Source organism: Coprococcus sp. AF21-14LB (genome assembly GCF_003458885.1).
In the GTDB taxonomy this organism is placed as follows: domain Bacteria; phylum Bacillota; class Clostridia; order Lachnospirales; family Lachnospiraceae; genus UBA9414.
This window is the reverse complement of record NZ_QRVX01000012.1, coordinates 1-21,433: the sequence shown is the minus strand read 5'-3', so window position 1 is coordinate 21,433 and position 21,433 is coordinate 1. Positions and strand designations below refer to the sequence as shown.

The window sequence follows — 21,433 nt, the reverse complement described above, 5'->3', positions numbered from 1 at the left end:
ATTACTGATAGAAACGAAGCAAAGAATCCATGCGGGAGCTCATATTTTTTAAAAGTGCATCAAGAACAGTAATAGCGGCCATAGATTCTATGACGACAACAGCTCTTGGAACGATAATCGGATCATGTCTTCCATGAATACTCAGCTCTATTTCTTCACCGGATGCAGTGACTGTCTTCTGCGGATGTGAAATAGATGGCGTCGGTTTTACAGCAGCCCGGAAACAAATGGTACTGCCATCGCTCATTCCGCCAAGTACCCCTCCGGAATGGTTTGTCCGTTTGGAAATTTTTGGTCCGGATTCTGTCGTTTCAGAGCAGAAAGAATCGTTATGTTCACTTCCCATTGCACAGGCTGCTGTAAAGCCGTCTCCGATTTCAAATCCTTTTACCGCCCCGACAGAGAGAACTGCCTTAGCCAGATTCGCATCCAGTTTTTCAAATACAGGATCGCCAATACCGGAAGGCATTCCGGTAATCTGGCATTCAATAATTCCGCCGCAGGAATCTTGACGGGAAATACAGTCAGAAAGATATTCAGATGCCAGGATAGCTTTTTCCTTATGGGGCATATAAAGAGGATTTTCTCCAAGCTGTGAGAAATCATACTCGGATGATTTGATCACAACAGGACCAATTGCTTTCGTATATGCACAAACGTGGATATTCAATTCTTTAAGAATTTTGGCAGCAATAGCGCCGGCAGCGACACGACCGATTGTTTCCCGTCCGGAAGAACGTCCGCCGCCGCGATAGTCCCGGAATCCAAACTTGCTGTCAAAGGTGTAATCAGCGTGTCCGGGCCGATAGCAGTTTTTTAAATTGCCGTAATCTTTGGAATGCTGATCTGTGTTTCTGACAAGAAGAGAGATGGGAGTTCCGGTTGTGCGGCCTTCAAAAACGCCGGAGAGGATTTCTACAGAATCATTTTCTTTTCTTGCAGTAGTAAAACGACTTTGACCGGGTTTCTCCTATTTAAATAGTGTTGAATATCGCTAGCCTCCAGCAGAAGTCCGGCAGGACAGCCGTCAATAATGACGCCAATGCCGGCTCCGTGGGATTCTCCCCATGTTGTAATTGTAAAAAGTTGTCCGTAAATTGATCCAGACATAAAATCATCCTTTCTGAAGTAATATTTTTCGAATAATTGACAAATATTGTATGTAAATGACATGTTTGTAACAAAATGTTACATTCATTATATAAGATGATAAAAAAACAGGCAATCCTTATTTTGGACTGTACTTTTCGTTTTTTTCGTATTATAATGACCGCATATGGACAGAAATAGTAAGGAGAGTACCGCATGAGCAAGAAGAAAGATATAAAATCTCAAGAAGATATAGATCAGAATTGGCGTGCCCATGAAGATGATTACGACAATTCTGAAGAAGCGTATAAAGACGAATACGATGCTTCTGAGGAAGATGAGTATGAAGACGAATACGATGCTTCTGAGGAAGATGAGTATGAAGACGAATACGATGATTCTGAGGAAGAAGAATATGAAGATGAGTACGATGATTCCGAGGAAGATGATGAGTTTTCAGACGAAGAAGAATCATATGAAGAAGAGCTTGAAAATTATAAAAAACGAAAAAAAACGTCGTAAGATTATCGGTATTACTGTAGGAAGTATTTTGGGTGTGCTTCTGGCAGTTTATTTTGGAGCTGCTTTTTATTTTCAGGAGCACTACTACTTTTTTACAGAGATCAACGGGAAAGATTTTTCCGGGAAAACGGTTGCAGATGTGGAAAAGTATATGGAATCTCAGGTAAGTGGTTACACATTGACATTGAAAGAACTGGATGGAGGGCAGGAACAGATTTTAGGTTCCGAAATCGGTCTGAAATATCAGCCGGGCACAGAACTGAAAAAGTATCTTGACAAACAGAATCCATTTCTATGGCCGCAGGCATTTTGGAAGAAAGATAAAGTTCAGACTAGCATCGGGGTAAAATATGATGAAAATGCTCTGAATGAGAAGATTATATCACTGACGATTATGCAGCCGGAGAATCAGACACCGCCTGTTTCAGCTGTGCCGGTATTTAATGGAACAGAATATGTAATTCAGCCTGAAACATATGGAACACAGGTCAATGATGAAGTATTCCGTACAAAAGTGGCAGAGGCGATTCATCAGTTTCAGCCGATGCTTGAAATGGAATCGGAAGGATGTTATGCAAAACCGCAGTTTACATCACAGTCTCAGGAGGTTGTAGCGGCGAAAGATACGATGAACAGCTATTTGAATGCAGCAATCACTTATGACTTGAACCCGAATACAGAAGTTGTAGATCGAACCCTGATCTCACAGTGGCTTGCTGCCGATGCGAATATGGCAGTTGCAGTAAACAGAGAGCAAGTAGCAGCTTATGTCGCTGATCTGGCGGCAAGGTATGATACAGTAGGCACAACACGAACAATTCAGACGCCGGCAGGAAAGACAGCGCAGGTATCAGGTGGCTCTTATGGTTGGGAAATCAACCAGGAGGCAGAGATAGAGGCGCTGATTGGGAATATTACAAGAAGTGAACAGGTAACAAGAGAGCCGGAATATAGTCAGAGAGCTGTGATACATGCAGCAAATGACTGGGGAAATACATTTATTGAAGTGGATTTGTCGGCACAGCATATGTGGTATATTGTCGATGGCGCAAGTGCGTTTGAGGCTGATGTAGTTACGGGAAAACCGGATCCAAAACATGCGACGCCGGCTGGAATTTTTTCTATTTTAGAAAAGATGAGAAATAAAGTATTAAAAGGCGAGATACAGGAAAATGGGAAACCGGAATATGAGACGCCGGTAAGTTACTGGATGCGTGTAACATGGACGGGAATCGGCTTCCATGATGCCACATGGCAGTCTTCCTTTGGCGGCACCCGGTATAAAGACGGTTATGGTTCTCACGGATGCATTAACATGACATATAACGGGGCAGCTACCTTGTATGATATGATTTATGTGGGTGTTCCGGTAATCATGCACTATTAGAAAAAGAGGTTAAGTAATTTATGTATCATTTATTGAAAAAAGACGGTCTTGCAAAGCGAGGACGTCTTGAGACAGTTCATGGAGTGATTGAAACTCCGGTATTTATGAATGTAGGAACGATTGCAGCAATTAAAGGCGCTGTTTCTACAGATGATCTCCGTCAGATTGGGACGCAGGTGGAATTATCAAATACGTATCATCTGCATGTGCGTCCGGGAGATGAAATTGTCAAACAACTTGGCGGTCTTCATAAGTTTATGAATTGGGATCGTCCGATTCTGACAGATTCCGGCGGATTTCAAGTATTTTCTCTGGCAAAACTTCGTAAAATTAAAGAAGAAGGCGTTTATTTTAATTCTCACGTAGATGGTCGGAAGATTTTTATGGGTCCGGAGCAGAGCATGCAGATTCAGTCTAATCTGGCATCTACGATTGCAATGGCATTTGATGAATGTCCGTCCAGCGTGGCGACAAGAGAATACATGGAGAATTCAGTTGCCCGTACAACAAGGTGGCTTGCAAGATGTAAAGCAGAGATGCAGCGTCTGAACTCACTGGAAGACACCATTAATAAAAATCAGCTTCTCTTTGGTATTAATCAGGGTGGTATTTATGATGATATTCGCATTGAACATGCGAAGCAGATTTCAGAACTTGATCTGGATGGATATGCTGTCGGAGGACTCGCAGTAGGAGAAACACATGAAGAAATGTACCGCATTTTAGAGTCAGTTGTACCGTATTTACCATCGGATAAGCCTACCTATCTGATGGGAGTGGGAACTCCGGCAAATATTTTAGAAGCAGTAGAAAGAGGCGTAGATTTCTTTGACTGTGTGTATCCTAGCAGAAATGGAAGGCATGGACACGTTTATACAAATCATGGAAAGATGAACTTGTTTAATAAGAAATATGAACTGGATGAACGGCCAATCGAGGAAGGCTGTCAGTGTCCGGCGTGCAGAAGCTATACAAGAGCCTATATCAGACATCTTTTGAAGGCGGGAGAAATGCTTGGAATGCGTCTTTGCGTTCTTCATAATTTATATTTCTATAATCATATGATGGAAGAAATACGTCAGGCGATTGAAGAAGGACGGTATCAGTCTTATAAAAAGGCAAAATTAGCAGGGTTTGAACAGAAAGAAGCATAAATTTTCTATAAAGTCATAATAATTGCTTGATGAAACAGTAAAACTTGTGTATATTAGTAGTAATGCCAATTTTAAAGCCAATTAGGAGGAAGAAAAATGAAAGGTATATTAGCTTCAGGACAGGGAGGAACAATGGGATTATTTCCGATCATTTTAATGTATGTTGCTATTTTCGGAATCATGTATTTCTTATTGATGCGTCCACAGAAAAAAGAGAAAAAGAGACTGGCAGCGATGATCGCTGATATGGAAGTAGGCGATACAGTATTGACTACAAGCGGATTTTATGGTGTTGTAATTGATATTTCTGAAACAGATGTCATCGTAGAATTCGGTAACAACAAGAACTGCCGTATCCCGATGCAGAAGGCTGCAATTATGCAGGTGGAGAAACCGGGAGCATAGGAAAAAGAATACTTAAGAAGATGAGAGTCTGTACCGATCAGGGACAGGCTCTTTTCTATATTTTCCGGAAAAACAAAAATACCGAACGCACTCTATTTTTCGCGGATAAAAGCTTGAATTTCATATAAGAATAGAGTATCATTATAAAATAATAATCAGACAACAGCAGGAGGGATGAGAGAAATGAAGTTACATATTGGTATTATTCGAGGAGATGGAATCGGTCCTGAGATCGTTGCAGAGGCAGTGAAAGTGCTTGAGATAATTGGAACAGTATTTGGACATGAACTGCAGTATGAAGAACTGTTGCTGGGAGGAGCCTCTATTGATGCATATGGCATACCATTGACAGAAGAGACGGTTCATTGTGCAAAACAGTGTGATGCACTGTTAATGGGATCGATCGGAGGGAACGCGAAAACATCGCCGTGGTACAAATTGGAACCGTCAAAACGCCCGGAAGCGGGACTTCTTGGAATTCGAAAGGCTTTGAATCTTTTCGCGAATCTCAGACCGGCTGTGCTTTATGGTGAATTAAAAGAAGCATGTCCGCTGAAAGAAGAAATTACAGCAGGCGGCTTTGATCTGATGATTATGCGCGAATTAACAGGAGGCCTTTACTTTGGAGCGCGTGCAACGCAGATGGAAGATGGGGAGCTGACGGCACATGATACATTAACCTACCATGCGTATGAGATACGAAGAATCGCACACAGAGCCTTTGAAGTGGCGCAGAAGCGGCGGAAGAAAGTTACAAGTGTGGACAAAGCCAATGTACTGGATTCTTCCAGACTCTGGAGAAACATCGTGGAAGAAGTTGCTGTAGCATATCCGGATGTGACGCTGGAACATATGCTTGTAGATAATTGTGCTATGCAGCTTGTCAAAGATCCAAAGCAATTTGATGTCATTCTGACCGAGAATATGTTTGGAGACATTTTATCTGACGAGGCAAGTATGATTACAGGTTCGATCGGTATGCTTGCAAGTGCCAGCCTGAATGAGACAAAGTTCGGTTTATATGAACCGAGCGGCGGTTCTGCACCGGATATTGCAGGAAAAGGCATTGCTAATCCAATTGCGACAATCCTTTCAGCTGCGTTAATGCTGCGTTTTAGTTTTGATCTTGACAGAGAGGCAGCAGCAATTGAGCATGCGGTAGAGCGTGTACTTCAGAAGGGCTATCGGACGATTGACATTATGTCAGAAGGCAAAGAGCAGGTTTCAACGAGAAAAATGGGAGATTTGATCTGTGATGAGATCAGTCAAATAAGACAGCAATCGTTTGAATAGAAATAGATACAGAGTGAGGAGAAGATATCAATGAGAAGTGATACTGTAACGAAGGGAGTGCAGCAGGCGCCGCACCGTTCTTTATTTAATGCATTAGGATATACGAAAGAAGAATTAGAAAGACCGCTTGTCGGGATTGTAAGTTCCTATAATGAAATTGTACCAGGTCATATGAATCTGGATAAGATTGTGGAGGCCGTGAAGATGGGTGTCGCTATGGCAGGAGGAACACCGGTTGTTTTTCCGGCGATTGCTGTTTGTGACGGAATTGCCATGGGACATACCGGAATGAAATATTCCCTTGTAACACGCGACCTGATCGCAGATTCCACAGAGGCGATGGCGATGGCACATCAGTTTGATGCACTTGTTATGGTGCCGAATTGTGATAAAAATGTGCCGGGACTTTTGATGGCTGCAGCCAGAATTAATATACCAACCATCTTTGTCAGCGGCGGTCCGATGCTTGCAGGTCGTGTAAAGGGAGAGAAGAGAAGTCTGTCCAGTATGTTTGAGGCAGTAGGAGCACATGCGCAGGTGCAATAAATGATGAAGAGCTGGAAGAATTTGAATGTAAAGTATGCCCGACGTGTGGTTCCTGCTCCGGAATGTATACGGCTAACAGTATGAATTGTCTGACAGAAGTGCTTGGTATGGGACTGAAAGGAAATGGAACGATTCCTGCGGTGTATTCAGAGAGAATCCGTCTGGCAAAGCACGCCGGAATGCAGGTAATGGAACTTTACCGTAAGCAGATCCGTCCGAGAGATATTATGACAAAAGAAGCAATTTTAAATGCATTGACAGTAGATATGGCGCTTGGATGCTCAACGAATAGTATGCTGCATCTTCCGGCAATTGCCCATGAGATTGGAATGGATTTTGAAATTGATTTTGCGAATCCGATCAGTGAGCGTACACCGAATTTATGTCATCTTGCACCGGCAGGTCCGACGTATATGGAGGATTTAAATGAGGCAGGCGGTGTGTATGCAGTTATGAATGAATTGAATAAACTTCAGCTGCTTCATACAGAATGTATGACAGTGACAGGGAAGACTGTCGGAGAAAATATTGCAGGATGTGTTAATAAAAATCCTGAAGTCATCCGGCCGGTGGAACATCCGTACAGTAAGACGGGAGGGCTTGCTGTATTAAAAGGAAATCTGGCTCCGGACGGCAGTGTTGTGAAGCGCTCTGCTGTTGTAGAAGAAATGATGGTACATGAAGGTCCGGCAAGAGTATTTGACTGTGAAGAGGACGCAATTTCTGCAATCAAGGGCGGAAAGATCGTACCTGGAGATGTGGTAGTGATCCGCTATGAAGGACCGAAAGGCGGACCGGGGATGAGAGAAATGCTGAATCCAACATCTGCAATTGCGGGTATGGGACTTGGCTCCAGTGTGGCATTGATTACAGACGGACGTTTTAGCGGGGCATCAAGAGGAGCATCCATCGGACATGTTTCTCCGGAGGCGGCAGTCGGAGGACCGATCGCACTTGTAGAAGAAGGAGATATGATTCGCATTGATATTCCGGGACTTCGCATTACATTGGATGTCACAGAAGAAGAACTGGAGCGAAGAAAAAGAGAATGGAAACCGAGAGAACCAAAGGTAACAACCGGCTATCTGGCAAGATATGCCGCGCTTGTGACAAGCGGAAACCGCGGAGCAGTGCTTGAAATACCAAAGTAGGAGGAAAGGTTTATGAAGCTGACAGGAGCTGAAATAGTAATAGAATGTCTGAAAGAACAGGGGGTGGATACGGTCTTCGGATATCCGGGAGGAGCAATTTTGAATGTCTATGACGCCCTCTATCAACACAGTGATGAAATCACTCATATTTTAACGTCACATGAACAGGGAGCGGCTCATGCTGCCGACGGTTATGCAAGGGCAACAGGAAGAGTTGGCGTATGTTTTGCCACAAGTGGGCCGGGCGCTACAAATCTGGTAACAGGAATTGCAACAGCTTATATGGACTCCATCCCAGTCGTTGCGATTACTTGTAATGTAGGAGTGAGTCTGCTTGGAAAAGATAGTTTCCAGGAAATTGACATTGCAGGGATTACAATGCCGATCACAAAACATAATTATATTGTCAAAGACGTGGCGAAATTGGCAGATACGATCCGAAGAGCCTTTGAGATTGCAAGAACCGGCCGTCCGGGTCCGGTATTGATTGATATTCCAAAGGATATAACAGCTCAGACAGCAGAATATGTGAAAGCAGAAAGAAAAGAGATTAAGCCGGTAACGGAACATATTACAGAAGAAGATATCAATATAGCAATCCGGATGCTGAAGGATAGCAAAAGACCGTACATTTTCGTGGGAGGCGGGGCAATTCTGTCAGGAGCTTCTGAGGAGCTTTTGGAATTTGCACATAAACTGGATGCGCCTGTTTGTGATTCGCTGATGGGAAAGGGCGGTTTTCCGGGAACAGATCCACTCTATACGGGAATGCTTGGAATGCATGGCACAAAAACCTCTAACCATGGTGTGAGTGAGTGTGACCTGCTTGTAGTTGCAGGAGCCAGATTTAGTGACCGTGTTACCGGAAATGCAGCTAAATTTGCAGATAAAGCGAAGATTCTTCAAATAGATGTAGATCCGGTGGAAGTGGATAAAAATATTATTACCGATGCCAGTATTTCAGGGGATTTAAAAGAAGTTCTGAGATTATTAAATGAACGGTTTGAACAGCAGGATCATCATGAATGGATTGAGCGGATTCAGATGTATCAAAAGAAATATCCGCTGACATATCATCCGGAAGTATTGAGCGGTCCGTATGTTGTGGAAGAGATTTACCGACAGACAAAGGGAGAGGCTGTTATTACGACAGAAGTCGGACAAAATCAAATGTGGGCGGCGCAGTTTTATAAATATTCGAAACCACGCACATTTTTGACTTCCGGCGGACTGGGAACAATGGGATACGGACTTGGGGCATCAATCGGCGCCAAACTTGGTGTGAAAGAGAAGATTGTTGTCAATATTGCAGGAGATGGGTGTTTTCGAATGAATATGAACGAGATTGCTACGGCCGCAAGATATCATATCCCGATTATTCAAGTTGTACTGAATAATCATGTACTTGGGATGGTACGTCAATGGCAGAATTTATTCTATGAAAAACGCTATTCGGCAACCGTACTGAATGATGCGGTAGACTTTGTAAAGCTTGCAGAGGCAATGGGAGCAGAAGGAATGCGTGCGGCGACGCGAGAAGAATTTCAGGAAGCGTTTCAGAAGGCGCTGACACTTGGACGGCCGGTAGTGATTGACTGTCAGATTGATGCAGATGAGAAAGTATGGCCTATGGTAGCTCCGGGCGCGGCAATCAGTGAAGTGTTCAGTGAAGAAGATATGGAACAGCTATAAATGCGTTGTCAGCTATGTATGGTCATTGCTGAAAAATGTTAAGAAATTTTGAAGAAGATATTAAGGGATTTGACAGAGTTTTAAGAATTAGAGTAATTGCTTAATCTGACAAGATTCGATATAATAAAAAAGGAGATGAGGATTTTTATAGAAGGAGATACAGTCAGATGGAAAGTCAGATTAGAAACAGAAGGAGACAACGCTTTTTACGCAGACGCCAGATGGGCCTTGCAGCATTGCTGGTACTGGTAATTTTGCTGTGCAATACGGCAGCAGCTGCAAGCAAGGAAAAGTTTACCAGAGTTAAAGTAACAGGACCTGCGGAATCCATGCTTCAGGAAGCAGAGATGCCTGCGCTTGGAGTTCAGGTAGAGATTGAAGGAGACGGAGATACTGTACTTGACGAGAAGACACATATGACTGTGAAGGATCTGGCAGAACAGCTGAAAAGCGGTGAAGGAATTGAATTGAAGTGTGATGCCGATGGCGTAACAGAAGGAGAATTTCCGGTAGATGTTAAGCTTTCGAAAGAGTTAGAGAACGCACTGATCAACAAATGGCTTGGAAAAGTTCAAGTGTATACAAAAGATGGACTTCTGACGGTAAAGAATAAATATGGCGAGTGGGACGGCGATAAGTTTAAGAATCTTGAAGGAGCGTATGTAACCGACAGTTTTATTCCTTCTAAAGGCAAGATGTATTATTTTGATACAGAAGGAAATAAAGTGACAGGCTGGCAGACGATTCAGAATGCACAATACCTGTTTGATAAAGAAGGTGTGATGCAGACAGGCTGGCAGGAACGCGACGGGGCAAAGTACTATCTTCAGGAGGATGGGAAAGCAGCTGTCGGCTGGGTTAAGCTTGGAGAAGATACATACTATTTTGACAGAGAAGCCAAGATGGTAACAGGGGAGAAACATATTGGTGCAAGCGACTGTGTTTTTGCAAAAGACGGAAAGCTTAAATCGAAAGAGAGTTCCCTTGATCTGACAAGGCCAATGATGGCGCTGACATTTGATGACGGCCCAGGAGAACGCACAATGGAACTTTTGAATGTGCTGGAACAGTATAATTCAAAAGCAACATTCTTTATGACAGGAACAGGACTTCAGAACAGCAGAGTTGATGTTGCTGCGACGGTTCAGAAGATGGAAGCGATAGGGTGTCAGATTGGCAACCACACAATGTCTCATCCACAGCTGACACATTTAGATGCAGCAGGAATTCAGGCAGAGATTGGCGGAGTGAATGATCTGTTGACAAGCTATATTGGGCATGGGGCTACGATTCTCCGCCCGCCTTATGGAGCGAAGAATGATGAAGTTCGTGCGAATGCCGGAATGCCGCTTGGAATGTGGTCTATTGATACACTTGACTGGAAGACAAGAAATGTGGATCAGACGGTTGCCTGCATTATGAACGAGGCCGGGGATGGAGATATCGTTCTGATGCATGATATTCATACAGAATCGATTGATGCAGCGATTGCAGCCATTCCACAGCTGGTGGATAAAGGATACCAGCTTGTGACAATTGAGGAATTGGCAGAAGCGAGAGGAATCGCACTTCAGAATGGCGAAGAATATTACTCATTCTATCCGAATGAAGAGTAGTTGACAAATGGATCAAAACAATGTACTATTGTAAAAAATAATATATCCGCTCTCAAATACGATGAAAAGAAATAGTAGATATTGAGAGGCTGACACAGAGAGTTCCGGGTGGTGGAAGCGGGACACAGCAGACGATATCGAATTCCTCTTGGAGTAGAGTGCTGAAACAACAGTAGGCATCTCCGGCTGCAGCCGTTATCTTGCAGAAGTATTATCTGTGAATCAACAGCGTACTTCATGAGGCAGATTTTGTGAAGAATCTGTAAAAAGAGGTGGAACCGCGAAGGATTTATGACTCTCGCCCTCTGGTTTAACCAGGAGGGCGGGAGTTTTTTCGCATTTGAGAGAGTTGACGGAAACTTGTATAAAATTTTCAAAGCAAAGGAGAAGATAAAAATGATTATTGTATTAAGACCGGGGACAGGAGAAAAAGAAGTAAAACATGTAGAACAGTTAGTGTTAGCAAAAGGTTTGAAAACACATACAGTAATCGGAGAAGGAATGACGATTATCGGATGTATTGGAGATACGACAAGTGTGGATTCCAGACTGTTTGAAGTAGAACCTTGTGTGGAAAAGGTTATGCATGTGCAGGAACCATATAAATTAGTAAACAGAGCTTTTCATCCGGAGGATTCTGTGATTGATGTCAGTGGAGTCAAAGTAGGAGGCAATCATCTGGCGCTGATTGCAGGTCCATGTTCCGTAGAATCTGAAGAACAGGTAATTGAGATTGCGAGAGCAGCGAAGAAGTCAGGAGCGAATTTACTGCGAGGCGGGGCATTTAAACCGCGCACAAGTCCGTATGCATTCCAGGGAATGGGTGAGCGAGGGTTAGAAATCCTCTGCACTGCAAGAAAGGAAACCGGACTTCCGATTGTGACAGAGCTGATGTCGCTGGAACATTTAGAACTGTTTGATGAAAAAGTAGATTTAATTCAGATTGGTGCAAGAAATATGCAGAATTTCGATATGTTGAAACATCTTGGACAGACGAAACGTCCAATTCTTTTGAAACGGGGATTAAACGCAACTTATGAGGAGTGGATTATGGCAGCAGAATATATAATGGCAGCAGGAAATGAAAATGTAATCCTTTGTGAACGTGGAATTCGAACATTTGAGTCTTATACGAGAAATACGTTAGATCTACAGGCGATTCCAGTAATCAAAAGTATGACTCATCTTCCGATTATCATTGATCCGAGTCATGCGGGAGGCAAGTGGTGGCTTGTGGAACCAATGGCAAAGGCAGCTGTGGCAGCAGGAGCAGACGGACTGATGATCGAAGTACATAATGATCCGGCGAATGCGCTCTGCGATGGCGCTCAGTCATTGAAACCAGAGAAATATGATGCACTGATTCAGGCAATCACAAAGATTGCTCCGGTAGTAGGAAAGCAGGTGTAGTAAAATGCAGTTAACAGTTCATCTTGGAGAACAGAGTTATCCGATAGAAATAGAGCGGGGAATTTTGGAAAAAGCATCAAAGTATATTGCCAGGATATTTCCGAAAGGAAAAATTATGGTAGTGTCTGATGATTCGGTATTTGCACTTTATGGAGAAAAACTGCTTCAGGGATTAAGAGAGAATTATGAATGTTTTCAGACAATTATTCCACATGGAGAACCGTCCAAAAGTTTTCAGACGCTTCCAGGCATCTACAGTTCTATGCTGGAAGCAAAAATGTCAAGAAGTGATCTTGTGATTGCACTTGGAGGAGGCGTAGTGGGCGATTTAACCGGATTTGCAGCAGCAACTTATATGAGGGGTGTACCGTATGTGCAGATTCCGACTTCACTTTTGGCACAGGTGGATTCTTCAGTAGGAGGAAAGACAGCAGTAGATCTGTCAGAAGGAAAAAATCTTGTGGGAGCTTTTTACCATCCAAAGCTTGTTTTGATCGATCCGGATGTGCTTGATACATTGCCGGAACGCTACTTGATTGATGGAATGGGAGAGGTTATCAAATACGGCTGTATTAAGGATCGCCAGCTATTTCATACCATCAGGAAAGCAGAGGGATTTGAAGGATTGAAGCCATATATGGCGGAGATTATTTCACGCTGTGTAGACATTAAACGTCAAGTAGTCGAGCAGGATCAATTTGATGTAGGAGAAAGAATGCTTTTGAACTTTGGTCATACGCTGGCGCATGCAATTGAGCAATATTATCATTATGAGAGGGAAAGTCATGGAGAAGCGGTGGCAATCGGAATGTATCAGATTACGAAATTATCTGAAGAAAGAGGTATGACAAAACAAGGCTGTGCAGAACAGATCCGAGATACGCTTAAGCAATATGGGCTTCCAACAGAATGTGGAATCGAGATGAAAGAATTGTTGGCAGCAGTAAAACATGATAAAAAGAATTTGAACCATTGTTTGAACTTAGTACTTTTGAAAGAAATCGGAGAAAGCTTCGTCTATCCGACAGAGGCAGAATTCTTTCATGAGGCAGGCGTGATCTAGCAAAATGACTCCGAAGAGGAATGGTAAAATGTGACAAATGAGACAGTGCTTTTTGAAAAGACGGTCAGGGGAAAGGTGAAAAAATGAAACTGGGATTAATTGGAAAGAAGCTGGGACATTCTCTGTCTCCGGAAATTCATGGATACTTACTAAAGGAGCAAGAAATGACGGGAACATATGAACTTCTGGAAGTGCCGGAAGAGGAAACAGATCAGATAATTCCCCGAATGATCCGGGAAGACTATCTTGGGCTGAATGTGACAATTCCCTATAAAGAAACGTTACTGCCTTATGTGATTGCGGATAAAGATGTGAAAAATATTGGAGCATTGAATACGCTGAAACAAAAAGACGGTCAAGTATATGCATATAATACAGATTATATAGGTGTCCTATATATGTTCAAACGTGCCGGTGTCGCATTAAAGGGAGCAAATGTGACGCTGCTTGGAGCCGGTGGAGCTGCCAAAGCTGCGGTATATGCTTTTTTACAGGGCGAAGCGGCATCGGTAACGCTGGCGGTGCGTAATCCAAAGAAGGCAGAAGCAATCAAAGCATACTTTCCGGAAGTGGATATCTGTACGCTGGAAGATCTTCCGGGGGGAGATATCATCTTGAATACGACGCCGGTGGGGATGTATCCAAATACCGGTCAAAGTGTTGTTGAAGCATCACAGATAAAAGCATATCGTGTTGCAGCAGATATGGTATACAATCCGCTGGAGACAGAATTTTTGCGCCTTGCAAAAGAAGCCGGGCTGCAGACAGTATCCGGTCTGTCAATGTTAGTTGGTCAGGCAATCCGGTCAGAAGAAATCTGGTTGGAAACAGAGATCTGCTCCGATGCCGGAGAGGAAATTATTAAATTTTTAGAAAAACGGTTTTAGTTTCGGTGTGACCGTAGATTTTCACAGGATTATCTTGTATAATTGCCTCATATAAGGGAGGAAATGAAATATGAAACTAAAAACAAAGATCTTAAGTGTGCTTGCACTTCTGATAGCCGGATTTGTATATTACTATGTCAGTCTTCCGGCAGTAAATATTCATTCTGTTGATTTCTGGTATTTTATTATCTTTGGAATCGCAGTCGTGACGGTAATTTACGCTGTCCGTAAGCGTATTAGCCCTTCAGAAGTGAAACAGTCAAAAATGATGAAATTGATGATCGGTTTGATCGGAGCTGTTGTGGTTGTTTTTCTTGTCGGAAGCCTTTTGTCTTCACCGATTATTAATGCGAAGAAGTATCAGAAGCTTTTGAACGTGGAGGAAGGAAAATTTACGAAAGATATCGAAGAACTTTCTTTTGACCAGATTCCGATTCTTGACAAAGATTCTGCTAAACTGCTCGGAAACCGTAAGATGGGAAGTATGGTAGACATGGTATCTCAGTACGAAGTAGATGAGATCTATAGCCAGATTAATTATAATAACCGTCCGGTCAGAGTATCGCCGCTTCGTTATGCCAATACTATTAAATGGTTTACCAACTGGAAAACAGGAATCCCGGCATATATTAAAATTGATATGGCCAGCCAGACGACAGAACTTGTAAAACTGGACGAGGGAATGAAGTATTCCACAAGTGAACATTTGAACCGGAATATTTACCGTCATTTACGTTTCCGCTATCCGACGTATATTTTTGATGAACTTAGTTTCGAGATTGACGAGGAAGGAATACCGTACTGGGTATGTCCGGTAAAGAAATATAACATCGGTCTTTTTGGAGGAGAGACGATAGGACGTGTTGTGCTTTGCAATGCAATAACGGGAGAAACAAAAGATTATAAGATTGACGAGGTTCCGCAATGGATTGACCATGCATATTCTGCAGATCTTTTGATTCGGCTGTATGATTATTATGGCGCATTAAAACACGGTTATTTTAACAGTATCCTCGGTCAGAAAGACTGCCTGAAGACAACAACAGGATATAACTATCTGGCAATTGATGATGACGTATGGGTGTATACAGGAGTAACTTCTGTCAGCGGAGACCAGTCGAATGTTGGATTTGTTTTGATGAATCAGCGTACAATGGAGACAAAATTCTATCCGGTGGAAGGCGCCACAGAGGAATCGGCACAATCTTCCGCAGAAGGTCAGGTTCAGAACTTAAAATACAGAGCTACCTTTCCGCTTCTGTTAAACATTTCCGGAGAGCCGACATACTTTATCGCATTGAAAGATGATGCAGGACTTGTTAAAAAATATGCGATGGTAAATGTACAGAAATATCAGCTTGTAGCTATTGGAGATACGGTTTCTGCGTGTGAGGAACAGTATCATCAGCTTCTTGTAAGTAATGGAGTGAAAGAAGAAACAAAGGACACAAGAGAAGTAAAAGAGCTTACCGGAAAGATTACAAAGATTGCACAAAGCGTTGTGGAAGGAAATTCACATTACTATATTATGCTGGAAGGTTCAGAAGATATTTTTGATGTGGCGGTAAATGAATTTATTGGAATTATCCGTTATAATGTGGGGGATGAACTTCATATAGAATACAAAGAGGGTGAAGAACTCCATACGGTAGTAAATATCAATTAGTTGTAAAAAAACGCTAAAACGAAGAGAAATGAGAGGAATCTGTCTTGAGAAAGAAGACAAAGGAAGCGATTAAGAGAGTTGGCTATTTTATGGCAGCTATAGCGGCAGTATGTGGGGGAATCGCTATTGGAGCTGTCAGTCTGACTCAGAAATGGTTTGCAAAACGCTGGGGTGATGTTTCGATAGAAGAGATGGTATTTCAATTAAAAGTGCCATTAGAGACATCTCTGACAGAAGAATTGCAGAATTTATTTCAATATGTGGTGCCTCCGGTGATTATTTTTGGGATAATTGTACTGACAATTATGATTTCTATAAGGGCACATCGGTTTATTGCCGGTGTGCTTGGCACCTGTATTTTGTGCAGTTCATTTTATATTGTTCCGGAAGAATGCAGTAAAATTAAAACAATTTTTCCATATGAGCAATATCAGGAGGAACAAAAAGCTCATCCGGATGTGATCGCGGAGAACTATGTAGATCCGAGAAATGTAAAGCTTAATTTTCCGAAGAAAAAGAGAAATCTAATCTATATTTTCCTGGAATCAATGGAAAATACCTATATGTCAAAGCTGGATGGAGGGGCATATGATATCAATTATATTCCGGAACTTACCGCATTGGCAGAAGAAAATCTAAACTTTTCCCATACAGATCAAGTAGGAGGAGCATACGAAGTAGAAGGAATACGCTGGACAGTTGCATCCATGTTTGCACAAACATCGGGGCTGCCGTTATTGATTCCGATTGCGCGAAATGCTATGAATGCGCAGGAAGTATTTTTTCCGAAAGTATGGAGTCTTGGGAATATTCTTGAACAGGAAGGCTATCAGCAGGAATTACTTATTGGTTCAGATGCGATTTTCGGAGGAAGACTGCAATATTTTTCACAGCATGGCAGCTATAAAATCTATGATTATTCGACAGCACTGATCAATAAGAAATTTCCAATAGATTACCGTGTCTGGTGGGGATATGAAGATCAGAGGCTTTTTGAATATGCGAAAGAAGAGCTTACGAAACTGGCGGCAGAAGAAGAACCATTTAATTTCACAATGCTGACGGTAGACACACATAAAGAAAATGGGTGGCCATGTCCGCTCTGCAGGTGGGAATATGGAGCAGATCAGTATGGAACCGTGTTGTCCTGTTCAAGTCGCCAGGTGGCGGATTTTGTGGCATGGATCCGACAGCAGGAATTTTATAAAGATACAACAGTAATTTTGTCAGGAGATCATCGGACAATGGATGCAGATTTTTGCAGCACGATTGATCCGGACTATCGGCGTACCTTATATAACACGATTTTAAATTCTCCAATAGAAGCAGAAGAAACAACGTTCCGCAAATTTACTGCGCTGGATATGTTTCCGACAACATTGGCGAGCTTGGCGTAGAAATTGAAGGAAATCAGCTTGGACTTGGAACAAATCTGTATTCGGGAGAAAAGACACTGGCAGAACAGATAGGAGTACATAAATTATCAAATGCACTGAAAACTGCAAAAGATGAATCAGAATTCTGGAGAAGGTTTACAGAGGAGATTGTTGTGCCGGAAGAAGCGCAGTAGTTATGGAAAGCTTTAGAAAAAAATGTAATAAAAACAGTAATAAAAATGAGGAAGAGATTCAGGGGATGAATGTCTTCCTCATCTTATGTAATATTGAAATTAATTCAAAAGTGTACAATCTGTCATGTCAACTCCGGCAAGACTGTCTTTCTCAGCAGAGAGACTTACATAAAAGTCAACGTTATCATTCTTGGAAATATTTTTCAACTCTTCAATGAATGCAGGCATGTGATCAGATGAAATACCGGAATGTTTTAATAATCCATCAATGAAAACTGCTTCAATATCATGGTTCGCGCTGAGCATACCGTAAATGAATCCGAGATAAGCATCAGCTCCTGTAACCTTTGCATAATCGTCCATACAGATAACACGAATGTCGAAAGATAAGTTGAAAGTATCCTGATGGCTCTTCTTGATAAATACGACGTTACCATTGCAGTCCTTTACAGCTTTGTTAGCGAGATCAATCATAATCTGTGTTTTTCCAGTGCCTTTCGGGCCTATTAATAAATTAACCATAATCGTAATCTCCTTTATGTTGTTTTATCGTCTCTTACAAGATATGTATATTATACACTAAATGTCTGCTTAAAACAACAACAAATTTGAGAAAACTGAACAAAAATATTGGGCGTAATTTTGGGGAAACTTCAGAAAACGAGGAATTTATAAGCAAGTGCTTGACAAATAGCAGGCATATGTTAGAATGAAATATAGTTTATCAAAAAATATATCGAATAAACGTTGAAGAGGAATAGTAGAGAGCTGTTAATCTTTCAGAGAGCTGTCGGAAGGTGTGAGGCAGCAGATGCAGATTTTGAACTCACCTCGGAGTTCTTTCGGTGAACCGTTCTATATGTACAGTAGCCGGAAGCGGGATTTCCCGTTATAGAAATGTAAGTGTATCTGTTTCGTACAGATAAATTAGAGTGGTACCGCGGAATCATTATGACTTTCGTCTCTTGAATGAGATGAGAGTCTTTTTTTTATTAACGAAAAGGACTCCGCCGGTGTTGTGGATAAGGAAGAAGGAGGAAAAGTCATGGCAGCACCTTATAATCATAAGGCAATTGAGAAAAAATGGCGTGAAAACTGGGAAAAGAATCCGGTAAATATCAAAGAAGACGCCAATGGAAAGCGTGAAAAATATTATTGTCTGGATATGTTCCCATATCCGTCAGGAAATGGTCTTCATGTAGGACATTGGAGAGGATATGTTATTTCTGATGTATGGAGCCGTTATAAATTACTTCAGGGTTATTATATCATTCATCCAATGGGATGGGATGCGTTTGGACTTCCGGCTGAAAACTATGCAATTAAGATGGGGGTTCATCCGGCAATTTCCACAGCAGAAAATGTAAAAAATATTAAACGCCAGATTAATGAAATCGCAGCATTATATGACTGGGACAGAGAAGTAAATACAACAGATCCGGAATTTTATAAATGGACACAGTGGATTTTTGTGCAGATGTTTAAAAATGGTCTTGCATATGAGAAAGAATTCCCGATTAACTGGTGCCCGTCCTGTAAGACAGGTCTTGCCAATGAAGAAGTTGTCAATGGAAAATGCGAGCGTTGTGGTTCAGAGGTAACAAAGAAGAATCTTCGCCAGTGGATGCTGCGGATTACAAAATATGCAGACCGTTTGCTGAATGACCTTGATAAGCTTGACTGGCCGGAAAAAGTGAAAAAGATGCAGGCAGACTGGATCGGCAAGAGCTATGGTGCAGAAGTAGATTTCCAGGTAGAGGGAAGAGACGAAAAGATTACAGTTTATACGACAAGACCGGATACACTGCATGGAGCAACATTTATGGTACTTGCTCCGGAACACGCACTTGCAAAAGAACTTGCAACAGATGAGACGAGAGAGGCAGTAGAACAGTATATTTACGATGCTTCTATGAAATCAAATGTAGATCGTCTTCAGGATAAAGAAAAGACAGGTGTATTCACAGGAAGTTATGCAATTAATCCATTAAACGGAGCAAAAACACCAATCTGGCTGTCTGACTATGTACTTGCTGATTATGGTACAGGTGCGATTATGTGTGTACCGGCACACGATGACCGTGACTTTGCATTTGCAAAGAAATTTAACATTCCGATCATTCAGGTAATTGCAAAAGATGGCAAAGAAATTGAAAATATGGAAGAAGCGTACACAGAAGCTTCTGGAATTATGATTAATTCCGGCGAGTGGAATGGTATGGAATCAGCTGTGCTGAAAAAAGAAGCGCCGCATATGATTGAAGAGCGTGGATTTGGACGTGCAACAGTGAACTTTAAGCTTCGTGACTGGGTATTCTCACGTCAGCGTTACTGGGGAGAACCGATTCCGATCATTCACTGTCCGCATTGTGGAAACGTTCCGGTTCCGGAAGATCAGCTTCCGCTGACATTGCCGGAAGTAGATTCCTATGAGCCGACAGGAACAGGAGAATCACCGCTTGCAGCAATCGACAGCTGGGTAAATACAACTTGTCCGGTATGTGGGGCTCCTGCAAAACGCGAGACAAACACAATGCCGCAATGGGCAGGTTCTTCCTGGTATTTCCTTCGTTATGTAGATCCACATAATAAAGAGCAGCTTGTTTCCAGAGAAAAAGCAGATGAAATGCTTCCGGTTGATATGTACATCGGTGGTGTAGAACATGCGGTACTTCACTTACTGTATTCACGTTTCTATACAAAATTCCTGCATGATATCGGAGTAGTTGATTTTGATGAACCGTTCCACAAACTGTTTAATCAGGGTATGATTACAGGAAAGAACGGCATTAAGATGAGTAAATCAAAAGGAAATGTTGTTTCTCCGGATGATCTTGTAAGAGATTATGGTTGTGATTCCTTGAGAATGTACGAGCTGTTTGTAGGACCGCCGGAATTAGATGCAGAGTGGGATGACAGAGGAATTGACGGTGTTTATCGTTTCTTAAACAAAGTATGGAACCTCGTGATGGACAGCAAAGAGAAAAATGTGACAGCATCAAAAGAAATGATTAAAACACGCCACAGAATGGTATGTGAGATCACAAAACGTTTGGAAAGCTTCAGTCTTAACACAGTTGTTTCCGGTTTCATGGAATATAATAATAAACTGATTGAGATTGCGAAGAAAGAGGGCGGAGTAGACAAAGAAACATTAAATACACTTGCAGTACTCCTTGCTCCGTTTGCACCGCACCTTGCAGAAGAAATCTGGCAGCAGCTTGGAAATGAAGGAAGTGTATTCCATGCAGGATGGCCGACCTATGATGAAGAGGCAATGAAAGACGATGAGATTGAAGTTCCGGTACAGATTAACGGAAAAACAAGAGCAATCGTTACAATTGCGGCAGATGCTTCTAAAGAAGATGCAATCGCAGCCGGAAAAGAGGCTATCAAAGATAAATTAACAGGAACAATTGTAAAAGAAATTTATGTTCCGAAGAAGATCATCAACATTGTGCAGAAATAATAGGCAGTGCAGATAACAGAAAAGATGGACTTATCCTGTTTACAGGAATAAGGACATCTTTTTTGTTATCTATAGGCATATGCCGTCAAGCGAGAAGAAGCGAAGTGGATTCGAGCTTGAGCAGCACTACTGTAGAATAAAGTGCTTGGAAATATTGAAAAGTTCGCTGAAAATCAAGGTTTACAGACAGTTTTCTTCAATGAAAAGGTATCGTAGAATACCGCAAAATATCGTAACAGATTTTTAAAATGGAGTAAATTTGGAGTAAAGATTGAAAGAAAATGGAGTAAATATTTCAATAAGACATTAGAGGAATGACGCAGATAGTAGAGATATTGTCTGCGTTATTTTTGTGATTAGAATGGTGTAAATAATTACAAAGTATGATATTATGAGAAATAAACAAATTCTTTAGGTTAGAATCGATGATGGGGTAAACGAAAAAGCAGTTTTGACATTTCAGTGAACTGCCCCTTCGTTTACTCTATTTTCGATTTGACCTAATTGAACAAA

General features: G+C 41.9%; 14 protein-coding genes, 2 pseudogenes and 2 other annotated features. Of the genes and pseudogenes, 14 read left to right on the top strand and 2 right to left on the bottom strand.

Annotated elements, in window-relative coordinates:
- Position 1: 1 nt before the first annotated feature.
- Positions 2 to 1,110 (bottom strand): annotated as a pseudogene (gene aroC, locus DWX73_RS04630) (chorismate synthase).
- Between the two features lie 195 nt (positions 1,111 to 1,305).
- On the opposite strand from aroC, the gene DWX73_RS13880 reads away from it, so the two are divergent.
- The 13 genes and pseudogenes from DWX73_RS13880 to DWX73_RS04570 all read left to right on the top strand — a co-directional run bounded on the left by DWX73_RS13880 (position 1,306) and on the right by DWX73_RS04570 (position 17,278).
- Positions 1,306 to 1,611, top strand: coding sequence for a hypothetical protein (locus tag DWX73_RS13880; protein WP_242996625.1), 306 nt, complete (start codon positions 1,306 to 1,308; stop codon positions 1,609 to 1,611).
- Positions 1,577 to 2,998, top strand: coding sequence for a L,D-transpeptidase family protein (locus tag DWX73_RS04625; RefSeq protein WP_242996623.1), 1,422 nt, complete (start codon positions 1,577 to 1,579; stop codon positions 2,996 to 2,998). The genes DWX73_RS13880 and DWX73_RS04625 overlap by 35 nt, the downstream gene beginning before the upstream one ends.
- A gap of 20 nt (positions 2,999 to 3,018) precedes the next feature.
- Positions 3,019 to 4,152 (top strand): tRNA guanosine(34) transglycosylase Tgt, encoded by a 1,134-nt coding sequence (gene tgt / locus DWX73_RS04620; RefSeq protein WP_118347313.1) that lies wholly within the window; start codon positions 3,019 to 3,021, stop codon positions 4,150 to 4,152.
- Between the two features lie 96 nt (positions 4,153 to 4,248).
- Positions 4,249 to 4,557, top strand: coding sequence for a preprotein translocase subunit YajC (gene yajC / locus DWX73_RS04615; protein WP_118347311.1), 309 nt, complete (start codon positions 4,249 to 4,251; stop codon positions 4,555 to 4,557).
- Positions 4,558 to 4,740: 183 nt separating this feature from the next.
- Entirely contained in the window at positions 4,741 to 5,850 is a 1,110-nt protein-coding gene (leuB, locus tag DWX73_RS04610; protein WP_118347309.1) for a 3-isopropylmalate dehydrogenase, read from the top strand.
- 30 nt (positions 5,851 to 5,880) lie between these two features.
- A pseudogene (gene ilvD / locus DWX73_RS04605) lies at positions 5,881 to 7,547 on the top strand (dihydroxy-acid dehydratase).
- A gap of 12 nt (positions 7,548 to 7,559) precedes the next feature.
- Positions 7,560 to 9,239: a biosynthetic-type acetolactate synthase large subunit gene (gene ilvB / locus DWX73_RS04600; RefSeq protein WP_118347307.1), complete on the top strand. Its 1,680-nt coding sequence runs from the start codon at positions 7,560 to 7,562 to the stop codon at positions 9,237 to 9,239.
- Positions 9,240 to 9,406: 167 nt separating this feature from the next.
- Complete coding sequence (locus DWX73_RS04595; protein WP_118347305.1) at positions 9,407 to 10,855, top strand: polysaccharide deacetylase family protein; 1,449 nt, start codon at positions 9,407 to 9,409, stop codon at positions 10,853 to 10,855.
- Between the two features lie 52 nt (positions 10,856 to 10,907).
- Positions 10,908 to 11,164: a binding site (T-box leader), on the top strand.
- An 87-nt stretch (positions 11,165 to 11,251) separates the two neighbouring features.
- Positions 11,252 to 12,265, top strand: a complete 1,014-nt coding sequence (gene aroF, locus DWX73_RS04590) for a 3-deoxy-7-phosphoheptulonate synthase (protein ID WP_118347303.1) — start codon at positions 11,252 to 11,254, stop codon at positions 12,263 to 12,265.
- Positions 12,266 to 12,269: 4 nt separating this feature from the next.
- Positions 12,270 to 13,328 (top strand): 3-dehydroquinate synthase, encoded by a 1,059-nt coding sequence (gene aroB / locus DWX73_RS04585; protein WP_118347301.1) that lies wholly within the window; start codon positions 12,270 to 12,272, stop codon positions 13,326 to 13,328.
- A gap of 83 nt (positions 13,329 to 13,411) precedes the next feature.
- On the top strand, positions 13,412 to 14,215 hold the full coding sequence (locus tag DWX73_RS04580; protein WP_118347299.1) for a shikimate dehydrogenase family protein: 804 nt from the start codon (positions 13,412 to 13,414) through the stop codon (positions 14,213 to 14,215).
- Positions 14,216 to 14,285: 70 nt separating this feature from the next.
- Positions 14,286 to 15,881: a CvpA family protein gene (locus tag DWX73_RS04575; RefSeq protein WP_118347297.1), complete on the top strand. Its 1,596-nt coding sequence runs from the start codon at positions 14,286 to 14,288 to the stop codon at positions 15,879 to 15,881.
- A gap of 44 nt (positions 15,882 to 15,925) precedes the next feature.
- Entirely contained in the window at positions 15,926 to 17,278 is a 1,353-nt protein-coding gene (locus DWX73_RS04570) for an LTA synthase family protein (RefSeq protein WP_118347295.1), read from the top strand.
- Positions 17,279 to 17,550: 272 nt separating this feature from the next.
- Here the strand turns inward: DWX73_RS04570 and DWX73_RS04565 are convergent, their stop codons facing one another.
- The gene (locus tag DWX73_RS04565; RefSeq protein ID WP_118347293.1) at positions 17,551 to 17,973 is read right to left on the bottom strand and encodes an ATP-binding protein; all 423 of its coding nucleotides are present in this window, start codon (positions 17,971 to 17,973) and stop codon (positions 17,551 to 17,553) included.
- A gap of 216 nt (positions 17,974 to 18,189) precedes the next feature.
- Positions 18,190 to 18,420 (top strand) — a binding site (T-box leader).
- 76 nt (positions 18,421 to 18,496) lie between these two features.
- Here DWX73_RS04565 and leuS point away from each other — a divergent pair.
- Positions 18,497 to 20,920, top strand: a complete 2,424-nt coding sequence (leuS, locus tag DWX73_RS04560) for a leucine--tRNA ligase (RefSeq protein ID WP_118347291.1) — start codon at positions 18,497 to 18,499, stop codon at positions 20,918 to 20,920.
- Positions 20,921 to 21,433 lie beyond the last annotated feature (513 nt).

Coding starts and splice junctions, on each gene's coding strand:
- yajC (WP_118347311.1), top strand. CDS start 4,249: ATGAAAGGTATATTAGCTTCAGGACAGGGAGGAACAATGGGATTATTT.
- DWX73_RS04580 (WP_118347299.1), top strand. CDS start 13,412: ATGAAACTGGGATTAATTGGAAAGAAGCTGGGACATTCTCTGTCTCCG.
- aroB (WP_118347301.1), top strand. CDS start 12,270: ATGCAGTTAACAGTTCATCTTGGAGAACAGAGTTATCCGATAGAAATA.
- DWX73_RS04565 (WP_118347293.1), bottom strand. CDS start 17,973: ATGGTTAATTTATTAATAGGCCCGAAAGGCACTGGAAAAACACAGATT.
- DWX73_RS04595 (WP_118347305.1), top strand. CDS start 9,407: ATGGAAAGTCAGATTAGAAACAGAAGGAGACAACGCTTTTTACGCAGA.
- leuS (WP_118347291.1), top strand. CDS start 18,497: ATGGCAGCACCTTATAATCATAAGGCAATTGAGAAAAAATGGCGTGAA.
- tgt (WP_118347313.1), top strand. CDS start 3,019: ATGTATCATTTATTGAAAAAAGACGGTCTTGCAAAGCGAGGACGTCTT.
- leuB (WP_118347309.1), top strand. CDS start 4,741: ATGAAGTTACATATTGGTATTATTCGAGGAGATGGAATCGGTCCTGAG.
- DWX73_RS13880 (WP_242996625.1), top strand. CDS start 1,306: ATGAGCAAGAAGAAAGATATAAAATCTCAAGAAGATATAGATCAGAAT.
- aroF (WP_118347303.1), top strand. CDS start 11,252: ATGATTATTGTATTAAGACCGGGGACAGGAGAAAAAGAAGTAAAACAT.
- ilvB (WP_118347307.1), top strand. CDS start 7,560: ATGAAGCTGACAGGAGCTGAAATAGTAATAGAATGTCTGAAAGAACAG.
- DWX73_RS04575 (WP_118347297.1), top strand. CDS start 14,286: ATGAAACTAAAAACAAAGATCTTAAGTGTGCTTGCACTTCTGATAGCC.